At 64.1% G+C, this 18,719-nt stretch carries 18 protein-coding genes; 14 read left to right on the top strand and 4 right to left on the bottom strand.

Annotated elements, in window-relative coordinates; all coding sequences use genetic code 11:
• The first annotated feature begins 22 nt into the window (after positions 1-22).
• From CAG18_RS11845 to CAG18_RS11785, 13 genes are all read left to right on the top strand, one after another.
• Positions 23-877 (top strand): SPFH domain-containing protein, encoded by an 855-nt coding sequence (locus CAG18_RS11845; protein ID WP_085720933.1) that lies wholly within the window; start codon positions 23-25, stop codon positions 875-877.
• Positions 878-1,090: 213 nt separating this feature from the next.
• A complete protein-coding gene (locus CAG18_RS11840) occupies positions 1,091-1,480 on the top strand; it encodes a DUF2946 domain-containing protein (protein WP_024087799.1) in 390 nt (129 codons plus the stop codon).
• 47 nt (positions 1,481-1,527) lie between these two features.
• Complete coding sequence (locus CAG18_RS11835) at positions 1,528-2,013, top strand: copper chaperone PCu(A)C (RefSeq protein WP_003257539.1); 486 nt, start codon at positions 1,528-1,530, stop codon at positions 2,011-2,013.
• Positions 2,014-2,036: 23 nt separating this feature from the next.
• A complete protein-coding gene (locus tag CAG18_RS11830; RefSeq protein ID WP_061550627.1) occupies positions 2,037-2,468 on the top strand; it encodes a DUF2946 domain-containing protein in 432 nt (143 codons plus the stop codon).
• A gap of 68 nt (positions 2,469-2,536) precedes the next feature.
• A complete protein-coding gene (locus CAG18_RS11825) occupies positions 2,537-4,588 on the top strand; it encodes a TonB-dependent copper receptor (RefSeq protein ID WP_085720932.1) in 2,052 nt (683 codons plus the stop codon).
• Positions 4,589-4,646: 58 nt separating this feature from the next.
• Positions 4,647-6,014 (top strand): PepSY domain-containing protein, encoded by a 1,368-nt coding sequence (locus CAG18_RS11820; protein ID WP_085720931.1) that lies wholly within the window; start codon positions 4,647-4,649, stop codon positions 6,012-6,014.
• Positions 6,015-6,251: 237 nt separating this feature from the next.
• Positions 6,252-7,658: a D-serine/D-alanine/glycine transporter gene (cycA, locus tag CAG18_RS11815; RefSeq protein WP_085720930.1), complete on the top strand. Its 1,407-nt coding sequence runs from the start codon at positions 6,252-6,254 to the stop codon at positions 7,656-7,658.
• A gap of 487 nt (positions 7,659-8,145) precedes the next feature.
• The gene (urtA, locus tag CAG18_RS11810; RefSeq protein WP_013974390.1) at positions 8,146-9,411 is read left to right on the top strand and encodes an urea ABC transporter substrate-binding protein; all 1,266 of its coding nucleotides are present in this window, start codon (positions 8,146-8,148) and stop codon (positions 9,409-9,411) included.
• Between the two features lie 139 nt (positions 9,412-9,550).
• Entirely contained in the window at positions 9,551-11,038 is a 1,488-nt protein-coding gene (gene urtB, locus CAG18_RS11805; RefSeq protein WP_085720929.1) for an urea ABC transporter permease subunit UrtB, read from the top strand.
• On the top strand, positions 11,038-12,117 hold the full coding sequence (gene urtC, locus CAG18_RS11800) for an urea ABC transporter permease subunit UrtC (protein ID WP_054573805.1): 1,080 nt from the start codon (positions 11,038-11,040) through the stop codon (positions 12,115-12,117). Before urtB ends, urtC begins: the two co-directional genes overlap by 1 nt.
• Positions 12,114-12,971, top strand: coding sequence for an urea ABC transporter ATP-binding protein UrtD (gene urtD / locus CAG18_RS11795; protein WP_085720928.1), 858 nt, complete (start codon positions 12,114-12,116; stop codon positions 12,969-12,971). Before urtC ends, urtD begins: the two co-directional genes overlap by 4 nt.
• 145 nt (positions 12,972-13,116) lie before the next feature.
• The gene (gene urtE, locus CAG18_RS11790) at positions 13,117-13,815 is read left to right on the top strand and encodes an urea ABC transporter ATP-binding subunit UrtE (protein ID WP_013974394.1); all 699 of its coding nucleotides are present in this window, start codon (positions 13,117-13,119) and stop codon (positions 13,813-13,815) included.
• 31 nt (positions 13,816-13,846) lie between these two features.
• Positions 13,847-14,362 carry a GNAT family N-acetyltransferase gene (locus CAG18_RS11785; protein ID WP_061303493.1) on the top strand — a complete coding sequence of 172 codons (516 nt, stop codon included), beginning with the start codon at positions 13,847-13,849 and terminating at the stop codon, positions 14,360-14,362.
• Positions 14,363-14,517: 155 nt separating this feature from the next.
• Here CAG18_RS11785 and CAG18_RS11780 read toward each other — a convergent pair whose 3' ends face one another.
• Both CAG18_RS11780 and cbpA read right to left on the bottom strand, forming a co-directional pair.
• Positions 14,518-14,823, bottom strand: a complete 306-nt coding sequence (locus CAG18_RS11780) for a chaperone modulator CbpM (protein WP_015271974.1) — start codon at positions 14,821-14,823, stop codon at positions 14,518-14,520.
• 2 nt (positions 14,824-14,825) lie between these two features.
• Entirely contained in the window at positions 14,826-15,779 is a 954-nt protein-coding gene (cbpA, locus tag CAG18_RS11775; protein WP_013974397.1) for a curved DNA-binding protein, read from the bottom strand.
• A 164-nt stretch (positions 15,780-15,943) separates the two neighbouring features.
• Here cbpA and CAG18_RS11770 point away from each other — a divergent pair, with 164 nt between their 5' ends.
• Positions 15,944-17,215: an Hsp70 family protein gene (locus CAG18_RS11770; protein ID WP_054572743.1), complete on the top strand. Its 1,272-nt coding sequence runs from the start codon at positions 15,944-15,946 to the stop codon at positions 17,213-17,215.
• Positions 17,216-17,349: 134 nt separating this feature from the next.
• On the opposite strand, the gene CAG18_RS11765 is transcribed toward CAG18_RS11770, so the two are convergent.
• The gene (locus tag CAG18_RS11765; RefSeq protein ID WP_015271976.1) at positions 17,350-18,357 is read right to left on the bottom strand and encodes an AI-2E family transporter; all 1,008 of its coding nucleotides are present in this window, start codon (positions 18,355-18,357) and stop codon (positions 17,350-17,352) included.
• A gap of 71 nt (positions 18,358-18,428) precedes the next feature.
• Positions 18,429-18,716: a PsiF family protein gene (locus CAG18_RS11760; protein WP_003258250.1), complete on the bottom strand. Its 288-nt coding sequence runs from the start codon at positions 18,714-18,716 to the stop codon at positions 18,429-18,431.
• Between the last annotated feature and the right edge of the window lie 3 nt (positions 18,717-18,719).

The following is an 18,719-nucleotide window of genomic DNA, read 5'->3' as shown; positions in this document are numbered from 1 at the left end:
GCACTAAAAGGAATTTCGCACCATGACCAGCCTCATCGTCGTCGCCGCCATTGCCCTGTTCGTCCTGATCACCGTGTTCAAGGGGGTACGCATCGTGCCCCAGGGCGAGGAATGGATCGTCGAGCGCCTGGGCCGCTACCACAGCACGCTCAAGCCCGGCCTGAACATCGTCATCCCGTACATGGATGTGGTCGCCTACCGCCTGCCGACCAAGGACATCATCCTCGATGTACAGCAGCAGGAAATCATCACCAGGGACAACGCGGTGATCGTGGCCAACGCCCTGTGCTTCGCCAAGGTGGTCGACCCGCAGAAAGCCTCCTACGGTGTGCAGGACTTCTCGTTCGCCGTCACCAGCCTGACCATGACCTCGCTGCGCGCCATCGTCGGCGCCATGGACCTTGACGAAGCGCTGTCCAGCCGCGAGCAGATCAAGGCGCGCCTGCGCGAGGCGATGTCCGAGCAGACCGAAGACTGGGGCGTGACCGTACGCTCGGTGGAAATCCAGGACATCAAACCCTCGGAGAACATGCAACTGGCCATGGAGCGCCAGGCTGCAGCAGAGCGTGAACGAAAGGCCGATGTGACCCGTGCCGAAGGGGCCAAGCAGGCGGCGATCCTGGAAGCAGAAGCACGCTTGCAGGCTGCCAGGCTGGATGCCGAAGCGCAGATCAGCCTGGCCGAGGCCTCGGCGCGGGCGATTTCGCTGGTCAAGGACGCGGTCGGCAACGAGACCGTGCCGGCGATGTACCTGTTGGGCGAGCGCTATGTGGGGGCCATGGAGAACCTGGCGGGCAGCAGCAATGCCAAGGTGGTGGTGCTGCCGGCGGACCTGCAGGAGACCGTGCGAGGGTTGATGGGCCGCAACAAGGCTTGAGGGTACCTTGATCTTCATCGCTGGCAAGCCAGCGCCCACAGGTTTACCCCAGGCCTTGAAATCTGTGCGGTCCCTGTGGGAGCTGGCTTGCCGGCGATTGGGCTGCAAAGCTGCCCCTCGAAGGGCCCGGCCTGCGTCACTTCACCGCACCCCGCCATTTTTACCTATACTCCGCCTTACAATACCCACCACGATTCCTGACCGGATCTCTCCATGCCCCCACGTCGGCACATCGCCTGGATAGCCTGCCTTGCAGTGCTGTTCAACCTGCTGGCCATGCCGCTGTCTTCCGCCGCGCCCAAGGGCCCGGCCGAGCAGCTGCTATGGGGGGCCTTCTGTTCCAGCATGGCCAACAAGGCCAAGGTCGACGTCCAGGCCCTGGCCAAGATCGACCTCGGCCCGCAAAGCGACGACAGCGCCAGCATGATGAATTGCTGGTGCTGCTCCGGTGCCGCGCCACTGCTGGCCTTGCCCGGCTACCCGCCGCAGCTGCACAACCCGCCGATACTGCTGGCCGGCCTGCTGCCGCCACCCGCCGACTACCACGCCACGCCGCGCCAACTCTGGCCGGCGCTCAACCCCCGTGCCTCTCCGCTGGCCTGAGTTCATCACGCTGTCTGCCTGAACCTGAACAGAAACGGAGATTCACCATGCTCAAGCACGCCCTCGTCATGGCCGCCCTGTTGCTGCCCGGCGCCTTTGCCAATGCCCACGAATACAGCGTGGGTGACCTGCACATCGCCCACCCCTGGTCACTGCAGCTGCCCCCCAACGCCCCCAACGTCGCGGCGTATTTCGTGGTGCACAACAATGGCCAGGCCGACGACCGCCTGCTCGGTGTCGACAGCCCCATCAGCGATGACGCACAACTGCACGAGCATGCCATGAGCGCCAGCGGTGCCATGAAGATGCAGCAGGTACCCAGCGTGGTGGTGCCCGCCGGCAAGGACCTGACCTTCGCCCCCAGCGCCTACCATGTGATGCTGATGCAGCCCAAGGACCGCAGCCTGCTCAGCGACGGCAAGCGCTTCCCGTTGACCCTGCACTTCGAAAAGGCCGGCGATATCACCGTCGATGTGGCCGTGCAGAAGCAGGCGCCGACGGACCAGCCGCAAGCCCACGAACACGCGCACTGATCACCCGCTGAAAGGCACTCGTCATGAGCCTGCCGCGCAACAGCATCAGCCGTACCACCCGCCCTGACCGCAGGCGCGCCGGTGGCGGATGGCTGAGCCTGTTCGCCATGTGGATGATCTTCATCGGCCCGCTGATTTCCCAGTCGATGCCGATGGACCACCACGCCGGCATGAGCATGCCGATGGACATGCCGATGGCCACCGCCCATCAGCATGGCGGCGACGCCCATCACGGCCAGACTGGCGATGGCCAGCTGCATGTGATGTGGGAAAAGTGCGGTTACTGCAGCCTGTTGTTCAACTGCCCGGCCCTGCCCCAGGCCCTCAGCCCGCTCAGTGCCAGCAGCGTCGTACCCACCACCCACCTGTTCGCACCCACGCGCCAGGGCCATGCCCGGCAGGCTGTATTCCCCGGCGCGCGCAGCCGCGCCCCACCTTCCTCGATCAACGTCTGAACCCACATTTTTTGCGCACGGAGCCAGGAGGCTTCGCGCTGACCCATGACTGATCGACTGGAATCATTATGTCCGGCTGCACCCCTGTTTTTGCCTTGTCCCTGCGTGGGACCATCGCCGCCGTGTGCGGCTCGCTGCTCGCGCCCGTGGCCCTGGCCACCGACCCAGGCCATGAAGGCCATGCACACGACGCCCCCGAGCTGAGCCCGACGGTGATCACCGCCGTGGCCCCGAGCTCGCCGCTGACCGTGGTCACCAACCCGAAAGACCCGCGCCAGCCGGTGCCGGCCAGCGATGGCGCCGACTACCTGAAGACCATCCCCGGCTTCTCGGCCATCCGCGCCGGCGGCACCAACGGCGACCCTGTACTGCGCGGCATGTTCGGCTCGCGCCTGAACATCCTCACCAATGGCGGCCTGATGCTGGGCGCCTGCCCCAACCGCATGGATGCCCCCACGTCGTATATTTCGCCGGAAACCTACGACCGCCTGACCGTGATCAAAGGCCCGCAAAGCGTGATCTGGGGCCCGGGCGGCTCGGCGGGCACCATCCTCTTCGAGCGCGAGCCGGAGAAGTTCGGCACCCTCGGCAGCCGGGTCAATGCCAGCCTGCTGGCCGGCTCCAACGGCCGTTTCGACAAGGTGCTGGACACTGCCGCCGGCAACGACCAGGCCTACGCCCGCTTCGTCGGCAACCAGTCGCGCTCGGACGACTACCATGACGGCGATGACAACACCGTGCCGTCACGCTGGGACAAGTGGAATGGCGATGTCGCCCTCGGCTGGACCCCGGACCAGGACACCCTGCTGGAACTCACCGCCGGCAAGGGCGATGGTGAGGCCCGCTATGCCGGGCGTGGCATGGACGGCTCGCAGTTCAAGCGCGAAAGCCTGGGCCTGCGTTTCGAAAAATCCAACCTCGGCGAGGTGCTCGACAAGGTCGAGGCGCAGGTCTACTACAACTACGCCGACCACGTGATGGACAACTACAGCCTGCGCACGCCTTCGGGCAGCGGCATGATGGGCATGCCGATGGTCAGCAACGTCGACCGCCGCACCATGGGCGCACGCATCAAGGCCACCTGGCGCTGGGCCGATGTGCAACTGATCGGCGGCATCGACGCGCAGACCAACGAACATCGCAAACGCGGCGGCATGGGTGTGGACGCGCACAAGGGCCAGGCCTGGACCAAGGACGCCGACTTCCACAACTACGGTGCCTTCGGCGAGCTGACCTGGTACGTCAGCGGTGAGGACCGCATGATTACCGGTGCCCGCCTGGACCGCGCCTCGGCCCGCGACTTCCGCGCAACCAGCGCCACCAACGGCGACACCCGCGCCGATACCCTGCCCAGCGGTTTCGTCCGCTACGAGCACGACCTGGCAGCCATCCCGGCCACCACGTACATCGGCCTTGGTCATGCCCAGCGTTTCCCCGACTACTGGGAGCTGTTCTCGCCCAAGCTGGCACCACCCGGTGCGGCCAATGCTTTCGACGGTATCAAACCAGAGAAGACCACCCAGCTCGACTTCGGTGTCCAGTACCGCGACGAGCGCATGGAAGCCTGGGCGTCTGGCTACATCGGGCAGATCCGTGACTACATCCTGTTCGACTACCAGGGAATGAGCTCCCAGGCTCGCAACATCGACGCCCGCATCATGGGCGGCGAACTGGGCGCGGCCTACCAGCTGACGGAAAACTGGAAGGCCGACGCCACGCTGGCCTACGCCTGGGGCAAGAACAGCAGTGACGGCACAGCACTGCCGCAAATGCCGCCTCTGGAAAGCCGCCTGGGCCTGACCTACAGCCGCGATGCATGGAGCGTCGGCGCACTGTGGCGGCTGGTGGCGGCGCAGAACCGCATCGCCGAGAACCAGGGCAACGTGGTCGGCAAGGACTACGACAACAGCGCGGGCTTCGGCGTGTTCTCGCTCAATGGCGCCTACAAGGTAAGCAACCACCTCAAGCTCAGCGCAGGGGTCGACAACCTGTTCGACAAAACCTACGCCGAGCACTTGAACCTGGCCGGGAACGCCGGGTTCGGCTACCCGGCTAGCGATCCACAGCCGGTCAACGAGCCAGGCAGGACCTTCTGGACCAAGGTCGACTTCAGCTTCTGACAACAACAACGGGCGCGGCGCAGGTCGCGCCCATCTGCTGGTCAAACAGGAGGTTCCCATGAGAGGAACACGCATCAACTTCTACAACCTGGCCTGGCGTTGGCACTTCTATGCGGGGCTGTTCGTGGCCGCGTTCATGATCCTGCTGGCAATCACCGGGATCATCTACCTGTTCAAGCCGCAGCTCGACCCGCTGCTGTACCGCGAGCTGATGGTGGTCGAAGCCGGCCACCACCGACAGGGCGCGGACACGATGCTGGCCGAAGTGCGCAAGGCCTACCCCGAGGGCCACGTTGGCCAGTACCTGCCGCCGCTGGACGCCGAGCGAAGCGCGCAATTCGTGGTACATGACGCCGGGCGCGAACTGAACGTTTTCGTCGACCCCTACAGCGGCAAAGTCCTTGGCGTACAGGATGGCAAGCAGAACCTGCAGGCCATCGCCCGCGCCCTGCATGGCGAACTGATGGTCGGCACGATCGGTGACCGCCTGGTAGAACTGGCCGCGGGCTGGGGCATCGTGCTGGTGGTGTCGGGCCTGTACTTGTGGTGGCCACGCGGGCGCAATGGCGCTGGCGTGCTGTGGCCACGGCTCTCGGCACGCGGCCGAATGTTCTGGCGCGACCTGCATGCGGTGACCGGTTTCTGGGGCTCGGCCTTGTTGTTGCTGATGCTGCTCAGCGGCATGACCTGGACCGGCCTGTGGGGCAAGCAGTACGCCGACTTGTGGAACCGCTTTCCGGCGGCCATGTGGAACGACGTGCCCAAATCGGACCAGCAGGCGGGTGAACTCAACAGCGCACACCGCCAGACCGTGCCGTGGGCGATGGAAAACACGCCGATGCCACAGTCCGGTGCACACGCCGAACATGCCGGGCATCACATGACGTCGAGCGCGCCCGCAGCGCCACAGGTAAGCCTGCAGCAAGTCGAAGACATCGCAACCGCGCGCCAGGTCGAGCCGGGTTACAGCATTACCGCGCCGACCACGGCCGATGGCGTGTTCACCATTGCGGTGTTCGCCGACGACCCACGCAACGACGCCACCCTGCATGTCGACCAGTACACCGGCAAGGTGCTGGCCGATGTGCGCTGGCAGGACTACAGCCCGGTGGCGCGCGCTACCGAACTGGGCGTGATGCTGCATGAAGGCAAGATGTTCGGGGCGTTCAACCAGATCATCATCCTGCTGGTGTGCCTGATGATCTTGCTGGGCTCGGTGAGCGGGCTGGTGATGTGGTGGAAGCGCAGGCCGGCCGGCGGGTTGGGTGTGCCGCCGCTGCGCCATGACTTGCCGCGCTGGAAAGTAGCGGTGGGGGTGATGCTGGTGCTGGGGTTGATGTTCCCGCTGGTGGGGGTGTCGATGGTGGTGATGTGGATGGTGGATAGCCTAGTGGTCAGGCGCGGCCGGGTGCTGGCCAGCGCTTGAGCCTTGCTTCGTTTGTGCCGGCCCTTTCGCGGGTAAACCCGCTCCTACAGTTTCTGCGCCAAGCCTGAGGGCAGCGCGGTCCCTGTGGGAGCGGGCAAGCCCGCGAAGAGGCCGGCACAGGCACAACACTGCTACCCAAAAGTCGAGTCGATCTGTCGCGCCCCGAACTGGAACGCGCGTGTTAGCCTAGCCGGCTACCTCTGACAAGACGACCGACCGTCCAACGGAATGCAGCCTATGACGCAAACCTCACCCACAGCGCCAGATGAACAGCATCTGCAACGCAACCTGACCAACCGCCACATCCAGCTGATCGCCATCGGTGGAGCGATCGGTACCGGCCTGTTCATGGGCTCGGGCAAGACCATCAGCCTGGCCGGGCCGTCGATCATCTTCGTCTACATGATCATCGGCTTCATGCTGTTCTTTGTCATGCGCGCCATGGGCGAACTGCTGCTGTCGAACCTCAACTACAAGTCGTTCATCGATTTTTCCGCCGACCTGCTCGGCCCCTGGGCAGGCTACTTCACGGGCTGGACCTACTGGTTCTGCTGGGTGGTCACCGGCATCGCCGACGTGGTCGCGATCGCGGCCTATACACAGTTCTGGTTCCCTGAACTGCCGCAGTGGATACCGGCGCTGACCTGCGTAGGGCTGCTGCTGTCGCTGAACCTGGTGACGGTGAAGATGTTCGGTGAAATGGAATTCTGGTTCGCCCTGATCAAGATCGTCGCCATCATCGGCCTGGTCGTCACCGGCCTGTACATGGTCATCACCGGCTTCACCTCGCCCAGCGGGCGCACCGCACAACTGGCCAACCTGTGGAATGACGGCGGCATGTTCCCCAATGGCCTGATGGGCTTCTTCGCCGGCTTCCAGATCGCCGTGTTCGCTTTCGTCGGCATCGAGTTGGTGGGTACAACCGCCGCCGAAGCGAAGAACCCGGAGCGCACCCTGCCACGGGCGATCAACTCGATCCCGGTACGCATCATCGTGTTCTATGTGCTGGCGCTGATCGCGATCATGGCCGTGACCCCATGGCGCGACGTGGTGCCGGGCAAGAGCCCGTTCGTGGAGCTGTTCGTGCTGGCCGGCCTGCCGGCGGCGGCGAGCATCATCAACTTCGTGGTGCTGACCTCGGCGGCCTCCTCTGCCAACAGCGGCGTTTTCTCCACCAGCCGCATGCTCTACGGCCTGTCGCAGGAAGGTGACGCGCCCAAGGCCTTCGAAAAACTGTCGAGCCGCTCGGTACCTGCCAACGGCCTGTATTTCTCCTGCACCTGCCTGCTGCTGGGTGCAGTGCTGATCTACCTGGTGCCGAACGTGATCGAGGCATTCACCCTGGTGACTACCGTTTCGGCGGTGCTGTTCATGTTCGTCTGGACACTGATCCTGCTGTCGTACCTGCAGTACCGCAAACACCGCGCGGCACTGCACCAGGCGTCGAAGTACAAGATGCCCGGCGGGCGTTTCATGTGCTACGTGTGCCTGGTGTTCTTTGCTTTCATCCTGGTGTTGCTGAGCCTGGAGGACGATACCCGCGCGGCGTTGCTGGTGACGCCGATCTGGTTCGTGCTGCTGGCGGTGACCTATCAGGGTGTGCGCAGCAAGCGTCATCCGCGCACGGCTGTGCGTAACGGCTGATGCCCCTGGGGGCTGCTCTGCAGCCATTTCGCCGGCAAGCCAGCTCTCATAGAACAACACATGACTCATTGGTTCGGCGAAGTCCTGTAGGAGCAGCCTTGTGCTGCGAAGAGGCCGGGGCTGACAAAGCCTGTCTATTGGCTTTACCGGCCTCTTCGCAGCACAAGGCTGCTCCTACAAAGGACGCGTCAGACGAGCGATATTGGTTCTCTGCGCGACAGCGCAGCCCAAAGGGCTGGGCAATCTCCCACAGGGACAGCGCATGGCTCGAGGCCGATGCGGTCTAGGTGGGAGCTGGCTTGCCGGCGATGGGCCGCGCAACGGCCCCAATCCTGTGCACATAAATCCATCAGGCACCAACCTGGATCCAGCCAACGCCCCAACACCTCGCACAACCCCTCTATTGCGCACCTTCCGCCGTTAGGCACACCCCTTGCAACACCCCTCCCCGCTTGCCCAACACATAAAAACTCAGCGGAGAGAGCACATGAAGCGACGCAGTCTGATCAAGGCCTTCACCCTTAGCGCATCGATCGCCGCAATGGGCCTGAGCTGGAGCATCCAGGCCGCCGAAACCATCAAGGTCGGTATCCTGCATTCGCTTTCGGGGACCATGGCCATTTCCGAGACTTCGCTCAAGGACATGGCGCTGATGACCATCGAGCAGATCAACGCAAAGGGCGGCGTGAACGGCAAGCTGCTCGAGCCGGTGGTGGTCGATCCGGCCTCCAACTGGCCGCTGTTCGCCGAAAAGAGCCGCCAGTTGCTTACCCAGGACAAGGTGGCAGTGGTGTTCGGTTGCTGGACCTCGGTGTCGCGCAAATCGGTGCTGCCAGTGTTCGAAGAGCTCAACGGCCTGCTGTTCTACCCGGTGCAGTACGAGGGTGAAGAGATGTCGCCGAACGTGTTCTACACCGGCGCCGCGCCCAACCAGCAGGCCATCCCGGCCGTTGAGTACCTGATGAGCGAGGACGGCGGCAGCGCCAAGCGCTTCTTCCTGCTGGGCACCGACTACGTCTACCCGCGCACCACCAACAAGATCCTGCGTGCCTTCCTGCACAGCAAGGGCGTGGCCGACAAGGACATCGAAGAGGTGTACACCCCGTTCGGCCACAGCGATTACCAGACCATCGTCGCCAACATCAAGAAGTTCTCTGCTGGCGGCAAGACAGCCGTCATTTCCACCGTCAACGGCGATTCCAATGTGCCGTTCTACAAGGAGCTGGCCAACCAGGGCCTGAAGGCCACCGATGTGCCAGTGGTGGCCTTCTCGGTGGGCGAGGAAGAACTGCGCGGCATCGACACCAAGCCTCTGGTGGGCCATCTGGCGGCGTGGAACTACTTCGAGTCTGTGGATAACCCGGTCAACCAGAAGTTCGTCGCCGACTGGAAAGCCTACGCCAAGGCCAAGGGCCTGCCAGGCGCCGACAAGGCGGTGACCAACGACCCGATGGAGGCCACCTACGTGGGCATCCACATGTGGGCGCAGGCGGTGGAAAAAGCCAAGTCCACCGATGTCGACAAGGTGCGCGAGGCACTGGCCGGGCAAAGCTTCGAGGCGCCGTCCGGTTTCACCCTGACCATGGACAAGACCAACCACCACCTGCACAAGCCGGTGATGATCGGCGAGATCCAGGATGACGGGCAGTTCAGCGTGGTGTGGGAGACCGAGCAACCGCTGCGGGCGCAGCCATGGAGCCCGTTCATTCCCGGCAACGACAAGCGCCCTGATTACGCCGTGAAAGGTAACTGAGTGCACTGGGGCTGCTTTGCAGCCCATTCGCGGGCACGCCCGCTCCCACAGGGACCGCACAATTTTCAAACTGTGCACCGTACCTGTGGGAGCGGGCATGCCCGCGAAGAATCCACCGCCGATTTCCAGGATTACCCGCATGCTCAGACTGCTGCTCACCCTGCTCCTGCTGATGCCCTTGGCAACCCAGGCCAGCGAGGGCGAATTCTTCCTCGCTGCCAAGCCCGCCGAGCAAGCCCGCCTGCTCGAAGGCTGGGCCGCACAACCCGATACCGCGCGCCTGGAGCTGCTGGGCAACCTGCGCCAGGGCCGCATCGCCGCCGACGACACGCGCAAGGTACGCATGAACAACCGCCTGCGTGGCCTGATCGACAATGCCTTGGCTAGCCACCAGTTGCTCAGCGACAACAGCGACATCCGCCTGGCCGCTGCCCAACAACTACAGAAAAGCGCGCAACCGGCGCAAATGGCTTTCCTCGACCGGCGCTTCGCCAGCGAACCGGATGCCGCCGTGCACGCCGCCCTCGGCCTTGCCCTGGCCAACCTGCAACTAGGTGCCAGTGAGCCGGCAGTACGCCTGGCCGCCGTTCGCCTGCTCGGCGAAACCGGTGACCCGCTGGCCCGCACCCGCCTCGAAGCCTTGCTGCAACCCAACGCGGAAACCGACCCGGGCGTGCGCACCGCCGCCGAAACCAGCCTGGCCCAGGTGCAGCGCAAGCTGCTGGCCGGCGAACTGCTCGGCCAGGCCTTCAGCGGCCTGTCGCTGGGCTCGATCCTGCTGCTGGCAGCCCTTGGCCTGGCCATCACCTTCGGCCTGCTCGGGGTGATCAACATGGCCCACGGCGAAATGCTGATGCTCGGCGCCTATAGCACCTACATGGTCCAGGTACTGCTGCAGCGCTACGCCCCCGGCGCCATCGAGTTCTACCCACTGATCGCCCTGCCGGTGGCCTTCACCGTCAGTGCCGGCGTCGGCATGGCGTTGGAGCGCACGGTAATCCGCCACCTGTATGGCCGCCCTCTGGAAACCCTGCTGGCGACCTGGGGCATCAGCCTGATCCTGATCCAGGCCATCCGCCTGCTGTTCGGCGCGCAGAACGTAGAAGTCAGCAACCCGGCCTGGCTGTCGGGTGGCATCCAGCTGCTGCCCAATCTGGTACTGCCATACAACCGCCTGGTGATCATCGGCTTCGCCCTGGCCGTGGTACTGCTCACCTGGCTGCTGCTCAACCGCACACGGCTGGGCCTGAACGTGCGCGCGGTCACCCAGAACCGCAACATGGCCGCCTGCTGCGGCGTGTCCACCGGGCGCGTCGACATGCTCGCCTTCGGCCTCGGCTCGGGCATCGCCGGGCTTGGTGGCGTTGCCCTGAGCCAGGTCGGCAACGTCGGCCCGGACCTGGGCCAGAGCTACATCATCGACTCGTTCCTGGTGGTGGTGCTCGGCGGCGTCGGCCAATTGGCCGGCAGCCTGTGGGCAGCCTTCGGCCTTGGCATCGCCAACAAGCTGCTGGAGCCGCAGATCGGCGCCGTGCTCGGCAAGATCCTCATCCTTGCGTTGATCATTCTGTTCATCCAGAAGCGCCCGCAAGGCCTGTTCGCCCTCAAGGGACGGGTAATCGACTGATGAACCAGCCACTGCTTGTCACCGCTACGCAAAAGGCCGGGCCACGCCTGACCCTGGCCATCGGCGCCGTCGTCGTCCTGTTGCTTGTGGCCCTGCCGCTGCTGTCGCTGCTGCCGGCGGACCATGCCCTGCAGGTGTCGGCCTACACCCTGACCCTGGTCGGCAAGATCCTCTGCTACGCCATCGTCGCTCTGGCCCTGGACCTGGTCTGGGGCTACGCCGGGCTGCTGTCGCTAGGCCACGGGCTGTTCTTCGCCCTCGGTGGCTACGCCATGGGCATGTACCTGATGCGCCAGGCCGCGGGTGACGGCCTGCCAGGGTTCATGACCTTCCTGTCGTGGAGCGAGCTGCCGTGGTACTGGGCTGGCACCCAGCATTTCGCCTGGGCCCTGTGCCTGGTGGTGCTGGCGCCCGGGCTGCTGGCGCTGGTGTTCGGCTGGTTCGCCTTCCGCTCGCGGATCAAGGGCGTGTACTTCTCGATCATGACCCAGGCGCTGACCTTCGCCGGCATGTTGCTGTTCTTCCGCAACGAAACCGGCTTTGGCGGCAACAACGGCTTTACCAGCTTCCGCTCCATCCTTGGCTTCGACATTGCCGCCCAAGGCACCCGTGCAGTGCTGTTCCTGCTCACCGTCGGCCTGCTGCTGGCCAGCCTGTACCTGTGCTGGGGCCTGACCCGCAGCAAGTTCGGCCGCCTGCTCACCGCCGTGCGCGACGCCGAAAACCGCCTGATGTTCTGCGGCTACGACCCACGTGGTTTCAAGTTGCTGGTGTGGGTGCTCAGCGCCGTACTGTGCGGCCTGGCCGGTGCGCTGTACGTACCGCAGGTGGGCATCATCAACCCCAGCGAGATGTCGCCGACCAACTCCATCGAAGCCGCCGTGTGGGTGGCCCTGGGCGGGCGCGGCACCTTGATCGGCCCGCTGCTCGGCGCCGGTCTGGTCAATGGCATGAAAAGCTGGTTCACCGTGGCCTTCCCGGAGTTCTGGCTGTTCTTCCTCGGCGCGTTGTTCATCCTCGTCACCCTGTACCTGCCCAAGGGCGTGGTCGGCCTGTTGAAGAAAAGGAGCCAGCCATGAGAGGCGTGCCCCCGGTACACCCGGAATTCATGCTCGAACCGGTGTTCGACAACCTCGGCGCCAGCCGCGACGCCATCGGCCTGGGCCAAAGCCGCAAGACCGGCCTCGACACCCGCCACGGTACGGTGCTGAGCCTGGAAGACATCAGCGTCAGCTTCGATGGCTTCAAGGCACTGAACGCGCTGAACCTGTACATCGGCGTGGGCGAGCTGCGTTGCATCATCGGCCCCAACGGTGCCGGCAAGACCACGATGATGGATGTGATCACTGGCAAGACCAGGCCCGACACCGGTACGGCCTATTTTGGCGACACCCTCGACCTGACCCGCATGAGCGAATACCAGATCGCCCAGGCCGGCATAGGCCGCAAGTTCCAGAAGCCCACGGTGTTCGAGGCGCTGACGGTGTTCGAAAACCTGGAGCTGGCGCTGAAGACCGACAAGTCGGTATGGGCCAGCCTGGCAGCGCGCTTGGGTGGGGAGCAGCGCCAGCGCATCGAGGAGGTGCTGACCACCTTGCGCCTGCTGCCGCTGGCCCAGCGCCAGGCGGGGCTGTTGTCGCATGGGCAGAAGCAGTTCCTGGAGATCGGCATGCTGCTGGTGCAGGAGCCGCAACTGCTGTTGCTGGACGAACCGGTAGCGGGCATGACCGATGCCGAGACCGAGTTCACCGCCGAGCTGTTCAAGGGGCTGGCTGGCAAGCATTCGCTGATGGTGGTGGAGCACGACATGGGGTTTGTCGGCAGCATTGCTGACCATGTGACCGTGCTGCACCAAGGCAGCGTGCTGGCGGAAGGGTCGCTGGAGCAGGTGCAGGCGGATGAGCGGGTGGTCGAGGTGTATCTGGGCCGCTAGACATGGATACCTGTGCCGGCCTCTTCGCGGGTAAACCCGCTCCCACAGGTACGGCACAGGCCTGAAGAGCTGCGCGGTCCTTGTGGGAGCGGGTTTACCCGCGAAAGGGCCAGCACAGGCAAAGCAGATTTCCCAGGAACCACACATGCTGAAAATCGACACCCTGCACCAGTATTACGGCGGCAGCCACATCCTCCGGGGCCTGTCCTTCGAAGCCAAGGTCGGCGAAGTCACCTGCCTGCTGGGCCGCAACGGCGTGGGCAAGACCACCCTGCTGCGCTGCCTGATGGGGCTGGTCCCGGCCCGCGACGGCAGCATCGAATGGGAAGGCAAGCCGATCACCAGCCTCAAGCCCCAGCAACGGGTCCACGCCGGCATCGCCTACGTGCCCCAAGGCCGCGAGATCTTCCCGCGCCTCACCGTCGAGGAAAACCTGCTGATGGGCCTTTCGCGCTTCCCCGCCCGTGAAGCTCGGGAGGTACCGCCCTTCATCTACGAACTGTTTCCCGTGCTGGAACAGATGAAGCAACGCCGTGGCGGTGACCTGTCCGGCGGCCAGCAGCAACAGCTGGCAATCGGCCGTGCCCTGGCCAGCCGCCCGCGGCTGCTGATCCTCGATGAGCCCACCGAGGGTATCCAGCCTTCGGTCATCAAGGAAATTGGGGCTGTCATCCGTCGCTTGGCAGAGCGCGGTGACATGGCCATCCTGCTGGTGGAACAGTTCTACGACTTCGCTGAGGAGCTGGCCGACCAGTACCTGGTGATGGCCCGTGGCGAGATCATCCAGCGGGGCCGTGGCGAAAACATGCAAGCCGAGGGTGTGCGTGGGCTGGTAACCATTTAATCTGCAAGCAACGACCCTGCGAGACGCTGTCATGAGTCATGAAATCCGCGACGCCCTGCCTACCGACGTGCCAGGCATCCTCGACATCTACAACGACGCGGTGCGCAACACCACGGCGATCTGGAACGAAACCCCGGTGGATTTGGCCAACCGCCTGGCCTGGTTCGCCGCACGGGCGCAGCAGGGCTACCCGATCCTGGTGGCGGTGGACGGGAGCGGTGTGCTGGGCTATGCGTCGTTTGGCGACTGGCGGCCGTTCGACGGCTTTCGCAACACCGTGGAACACTCGGTGTATATCCGTGGCGATCAGCGCGGCAAGGGATTGGGGCCAGTGCTGATGGCAGCGCTGGTCGAGCGTGCGCGCGAGTGTGGCAAGCATGTGATGGTGGCGGCCATCGAGAGCGGCAATGCAGCGTCGGTGCGCCTGCACGAGCGGCTGGGCTTCGTGGTGACCGGGCAGATGCCGCAGGTGGGGGTGAAGTTTGGCCGGTGGCTGGACTTGACCTTCATGCAGCTGGTGCTGAACCCGGGGGCAGAACCAAGCTGAGACACCAGGCCTCACAAGTTCCCTGTAGGAGCGGCCTTGTGTCGCGATGGGCTGCGAAGCAGCCCCAGATCTTTGCTTCATCTCAAGATTGCCGGGGGCTGCTGCGCAGCCCATCGCGACACAAGGCCGCTCCTACAGGGGTTAGCCGCAACGGCCTACATCTGGGTAAACCTGCCCAACCGCTGCCTCAGCATGCTGTTCTCGCTGCGCAGCTGCCGCACTTCCTGCAGCAGCTCCAGCGCAAGCGCCACCCCTTCCCACTCCAGTTCCAGCTCCTGATGCAGCTTCGCCGCGCGTTTGGCCAGCAACGGCGCCTGATCGTCGAACAACCAGTCCTCCGGCGTTCGCCCGGAAGGTTCGACAATGCCGTGCTCGACGATTTCGATCACGCAGTCAGCCGTGAGATCGGCCTCCTGACACAAGGTACGCATGTCCAGTTGAACGATCAGGGTGCTGCTCATGATCACTTACTCCATTGTGTCCTCGGGTTGAACGCAGCCTTCTCGGAAAGCTTGGTCCACAGTTCGCGGGCAGACTCGTCGGATGCTGGTGGCATGACCACTTTCAGTTGCGCGTAAAGGTTGCCACGCTCGCCACTCTTGTTGGCCAAGCCCTTGCCCGGTACGCGCAGGCGCTGGCCGCTCTGGCTGTCGGGGCGGATGGTGAGGTTGATCTTGCCGTCCAGGGTCGGCACGGCCACCTTGGCGCCCAGTGCTGCCTCCCACGGTGCCAGCGGCACGGTGATGATCAGGTCATGACCTTCGACATCGAACAGCGGGTGCGGTGCCATGCGAATGGTCAGGAACAGGTCGCCATTGGCCCCGCCACCACTACCCGGCGCGCCCTGGCCCTTCAGGCGGATACGCTCGCCGTCGGTCACACCGGCCGGGATCTTCACGTTCAGGGTCTTGGTAGTGAAGCCGGTGCGCTGGCCCATGGCATTGGTCTGCGGCACCTGGAAGCTGATCTGCTTGGACTCCTTGCTCAGGGTCTCTTCAAGGAATACCGCCAGTTCTAGCTCCACGTCCTGCCCCCGCCTGCCGGCGCTGCGTTGCTGCTGCCGGGCACCACCGAACGGGTTGCCCCCCCGGCCACCAAAGATCGAGCTGAAAAAGTCGGAGAAATCGCCGCCTTCGAAGCCGCCACCACCGCCACGGTTCTCCCAGCCCGGTGGCGCCTGGAACGGCCGGCCATGCTGGCCACCGTACTTGCGGATTTCATCGTACTCGGCACGTTTCTGCGCGTCGCCCAGCACTTCGTAGGCCTCGTTGGCCTCCTTGAATTTTTCCTCGGCGTCGCGCTCCTTGCTGACATCGGGGTGATACTTGCGCGCCAGCTTGCGGTACGCGGCCTTGATCGCCTTTTCGTCCGCCGCGGGCTCTACGCCGAGTATCTTGTAATAGTCTTTGAAGTCCATCTATGGATCACCAATGTGAATGTGCGTGTTGCAAGAGAAGATAGGGGTCAAGCATAGCCTTTCAAGACCACCTTGGGGTTGCTCCATGGCAGACGATCGGTCTTGATTCTGTAGCCAACTGGCATACACTGCGCGGCCGTTTTGCCTCCGGAAGCTCATTCCCCATGTCTGACGTATCCCCGGCCCGCGCCCTGGGCATCGACTTTGGCACCTCCAACTCCACGGTCGGCTGGCACCGCCCAGGCGCCGAGTCGCTGATTGCCCTGGAAGACGGCAAGATCACGTTGCCCTCGGTGGTGTTCTTCAACATCGAGGAGCGTCGCCCGGTATATGGCCGCCTGGCACTGCACGAATACCTGGAAGGCTACGAAGGCCGCCTGATGCGTTCGCTGAAAAGCCTGCTGGGCTCCAAGCTGATCAAGCACGATACCAGCGTGCTGGGCAGCGCCCTGCCGTTCAAGGACCTGCTGGGCATGTTCATCGGCGAGCTGAAAAAACGCGCCGAGGCCGCTGCTGGGCGGGAGTTCGAGCAGGTGGTGCTGGGCCGTCCGGTGTTCTTCGTAGACGAAGACCCAGCAGCCGACCAGGAGGCCGAGGACACCCTGGCCGAAGTGGCGCGCAAGATCGGCTTCAAGGATGTGTCCTTCCAGTACGAGCCGATTGCCGCGGCCTTCGACTACGAGTCGAGCATCAGCCGCGAAGAGCTGGTGCTGATCGTCGACATCGGCGGTGGTACCTCGGACTTCACCCTGATCCGCCTGTCGCCCGAGCGCCACCTGATCGCCGAGCGCCAGAGCGACATCCTCGCCACCGGCGGTGTGCACATTGGCGGTACCGACTTCGACAAGCAGCTGAGCCTGCAGGGCGTGATGCCGCTGTTCGGCTACGGCAGCCGCATGAAGAGTGGCGCGCTGATGCCGACCAGCTATCACCTCAATCTCGCCACCTGGCACACCATCAACGCCCTGTACTCGCAGAAGTCGCAGCTGGCGCTGGGCAGCATGCGCTATGACATCGAGGACACGTTGGGCATCGACCGCCTGTTCAAACTGATCGAAGAGCGTGCTGGCCACTGGTTGGCGATGGAAGTGGAGGCCAGCAAGATCGAGCTGACCGAACAGCAGAGCCGCCACGTCGACCTAGGCCGCATCGAGCGCGATCTGGGCGTGGACCTGTCCCGAGCGCTGTTCGAGGGGGCTATCGAAGGGTTGCTGGAGCGGGTGCGTGGTAGCGTGAGCGAACTGCTGGCCAAGGCTGGAGTGAGCGAGACCCAGGTCGATACGGTGTTCTTCACCGGCGGTTCCAGCGGGATTCCGGCGCTGCGCAACAGCGTGTCGGCGATGCTGCCGAATGCGCGGCATGTGGAAGGCAACATCTTTGGCAGCATTGGTAGCGGGTTGGCCATCGAGGCGCGCAAGCGTTACGGCGTAGCCTGAGCCAGGCTCTTCAGCCTGTGCCGGCCTCTTCGCGGGCTTGCCCGCTCCCACAGGGACCGCACAGTACCCAAGGCCTGTGCAGTACCTGTGGGAGCGGGCAAGCCCGCGAAGAGGCCGGTACAGGCTGGTGAAGATCAGACCAGTTCGGCCCGCTTCAGCTCACTCTTCAGGTAGGCATAGTAGATCGGCCCCGCCACCACCCCCGGCAGCCCGAATGCCGCCTCGAATACCAGCATCGCCAGCAGCAGTTCCCAAGACTTGGCACTGATCTGCCCGCCCACGATCCGCGCGTTGAGGAAGTACTCGACCTTGTGGATGACGATCAGGTAACCCAGCGCCGCCGCCGCCACCCAGATCGACAGCGACAGGCCGACGATAGTGATCAGGGTATTCGACATCAGGTTGCCGATCACCGGCAGCAGGCCCAGCAGGAAGGTCAGCACGATCAGCGTCTTGGTCAGCGGCAGGTGCACGTCGAACATCGGCAGCACCACGGCCAGGAAGATGCCCGTGAACGTAGTGTTGAGCAGCGAAATCTTGATCTGCGCGAAGACGATGTTGCGAAACGCCTTCACCAGCAGGCTCAGGCGCTCGAACAGCGCCGCTGCCAGCGGCTTGCGCCGGGATATGTCGGGGATGCGCTGCAAGGCGACTATGGCACCGAGGATCATGCCGATCAACAAGGTGACGAACATGTGCGCCATACCCTTGCCCACCAGTTGCAGGTCGCTCAGGTGGCTCTTGATCCAGTCACCGATGGCCACCTTGAACTCCGCCGCACTGGCCGGCAGGTAGCCTTCGATGAACGGCGGCAGCTGGCTACGGGCGCGCTCCACCAGGGCCATGAACTTGTCCAGCGAGGCCCCGGGGTTTTCCGCCTCGTGCAGCAAAAAACTGAAGGCACCAGCAAACAGCAGGGTCAGGGTACTGACAACCAGCGTGCCTAGCAGCGCCACAGCCAGCCAGCGGGCGCGCTGCCCGGCGAGCAGCGGCTGCAGCCGCGGCGTGAGCATGTTGACCAGCTCGAACACCAGCAGGCCGGCCAGCAGGCTTGGCAGCAATTTCAGGGGCAACGCCAGCAACAGGCCGGCAAATACGATGATCCAGCTGGCCAGGGTGACCTGGCGGGGGGTGAAGGTCATACAGCCTCAACGGCAGACAACGGGAAAGACCCGCAGTCTGCCAGCCTTACGTCTGCAGGCATAGGCGCAGGTCATTTCTTCTTCAGGCAGTCGCTCATGAACGCTTTGCGTTCGTCACCTTTGAGGGCCTTGGTGGTGGCGTCGGCGTTGCAGGTTTTCATCTTCTCTTGCTGGGTTTGTGGCACATCCTTCTTCAGGCAGGTGCTCATGAAGGCTTTGCGCTCATCGCCCTTGAGGGCCTTGGCGGTGGCGTCGGCGTTGCAAGTTTTCATCTTTTCCTGCTGCGCGGTATTGGCGGCGAAGCCTTGTGCGCTGAACAACACCGCCAATACCAGTAAGGGGATTTGCAGCACTTTCATGGA

It is taken from the genome of Pseudomonas sp. B22(2017) (genome assembly GCF_002113105.1).
Classification (GTDB): domain Bacteria; phylum Pseudomonadota; class Gammaproteobacteria; order Pseudomonadales; family Pseudomonadaceae; genus Aquipseudomonas; species Aquipseudomonas asiatica.
This window is presented reverse-complemented; position numbering and strand designations above follow the sequence as displayed.

Excerpts from the sequence above, each read along its gene's own strand:
- CAG18_RS11820 (WP_085720931.1), top strand. The coding sequence starts at position 4,647 with ATGAGAGGAACACGCATCAACTTCTACAACCTGGCCTGGCGTTGGCAC.
- cycA (WP_085720930.1), top strand. The coding sequence starts at position 6,252 with ATGACGCAAACCTCACCCACAGCGCCAGATGAACAGCATCTGCAACGC.
- CAG18_RS11840 (WP_024087799.1), top strand. The coding sequence starts at position 1,091 with ATGCCCCCACGTCGGCACATCGCCTGGATAGCCTGCCTTGCAGTGCTG.
- urtD (WP_085720928.1), top strand. The coding sequence starts at position 12,114 with ATGAGAGGCGTGCCCCCGGTACACCCGGAATTCATGCTCGAACCGGTG.
- CAG18_RS11785 (WP_061303493.1), top strand. The coding sequence starts at position 13,847 with ATGAGTCATGAAATCCGCGACGCCCTGCCTACCGACGTGCCAGGCATC.
- CAG18_RS11825 (WP_085720932.1), top strand. The coding sequence starts at position 2,537 with ATGTCCGGCTGCACCCCTGTTTTTGCCTTGTCCCTGCGTGGGACCATC.
- urtE (WP_013974394.1), top strand. The coding sequence starts at position 13,117 with ATGCTGAAAATCGACACCCTGCACCAGTATTACGGCGGCAGCCACATC.
- cbpA (WP_013974397.1), bottom strand. The coding sequence starts at position 15,779 with ATGGACTTCAAAGACTATTACAAGATACTCGGCGTAGAGCCCGCGGCG.
- urtB (WP_085720929.1), top strand. The coding sequence starts at position 9,551 with ATGCTCAGACTGCTGCTCACCCTGCTCCTGCTGATGCCCTTGGCAACC.
- CAG18_RS11760 (WP_003258250.1), bottom strand. The coding sequence starts at position 18,716 with ATGAAAGTGCTGCAAATCCCCTTACTGGTATTGGCGGTGTTGTTCAGC.
- CAG18_RS11780 (WP_015271974.1), bottom strand. The coding sequence starts at position 14,823 with ATGAGCAGCACCCTGATCGTTCAACTGGACATGCGTACCTTGTGTCAG.
- CAG18_RS11770 (WP_054572743.1), top strand. The coding sequence starts at position 15,944 with ATGTCTGACGTATCCCCGGCCCGCGCCCTGGGCATCGACTTTGGCACC.
- urtC (WP_054573805.1), top strand. The coding sequence starts at position 11,038 with ATGAACCAGCCACTGCTTGTCACCGCTACGCAAAAGGCCGGGCCACGC.
- CAG18_RS11765 (WP_015271976.1), bottom strand. The coding sequence starts at position 18,357 with ATGACCTTCACCCCCCGCCAGGTCACCCTGGCCAGCTGGATCATCGTA.
- CAG18_RS11835 (WP_003257539.1), top strand. The coding sequence starts at position 1,528 with ATGCTCAAGCACGCCCTCGTCATGGCCGCCCTGTTGCTGCCCGGCGCC.
- CAG18_RS11830 (WP_061550627.1), top strand. The coding sequence starts at position 2,037 with ATGAGCCTGCCGCGCAACAGCATCAGCCGTACCACCCGCCCTGACCGC.
- CAG18_RS11845 (WP_085720933.1), top strand. The coding sequence starts at position 23 with ATGACCAGCCTCATCGTCGTCGCCGCCATTGCCCTGTTCGTCCTGATC.
- urtA (WP_013974390.1), top strand. The coding sequence starts at position 8,146 with ATGAAGCGACGCAGTCTGATCAAGGCCTTCACCCTTAGCGCATCGATC.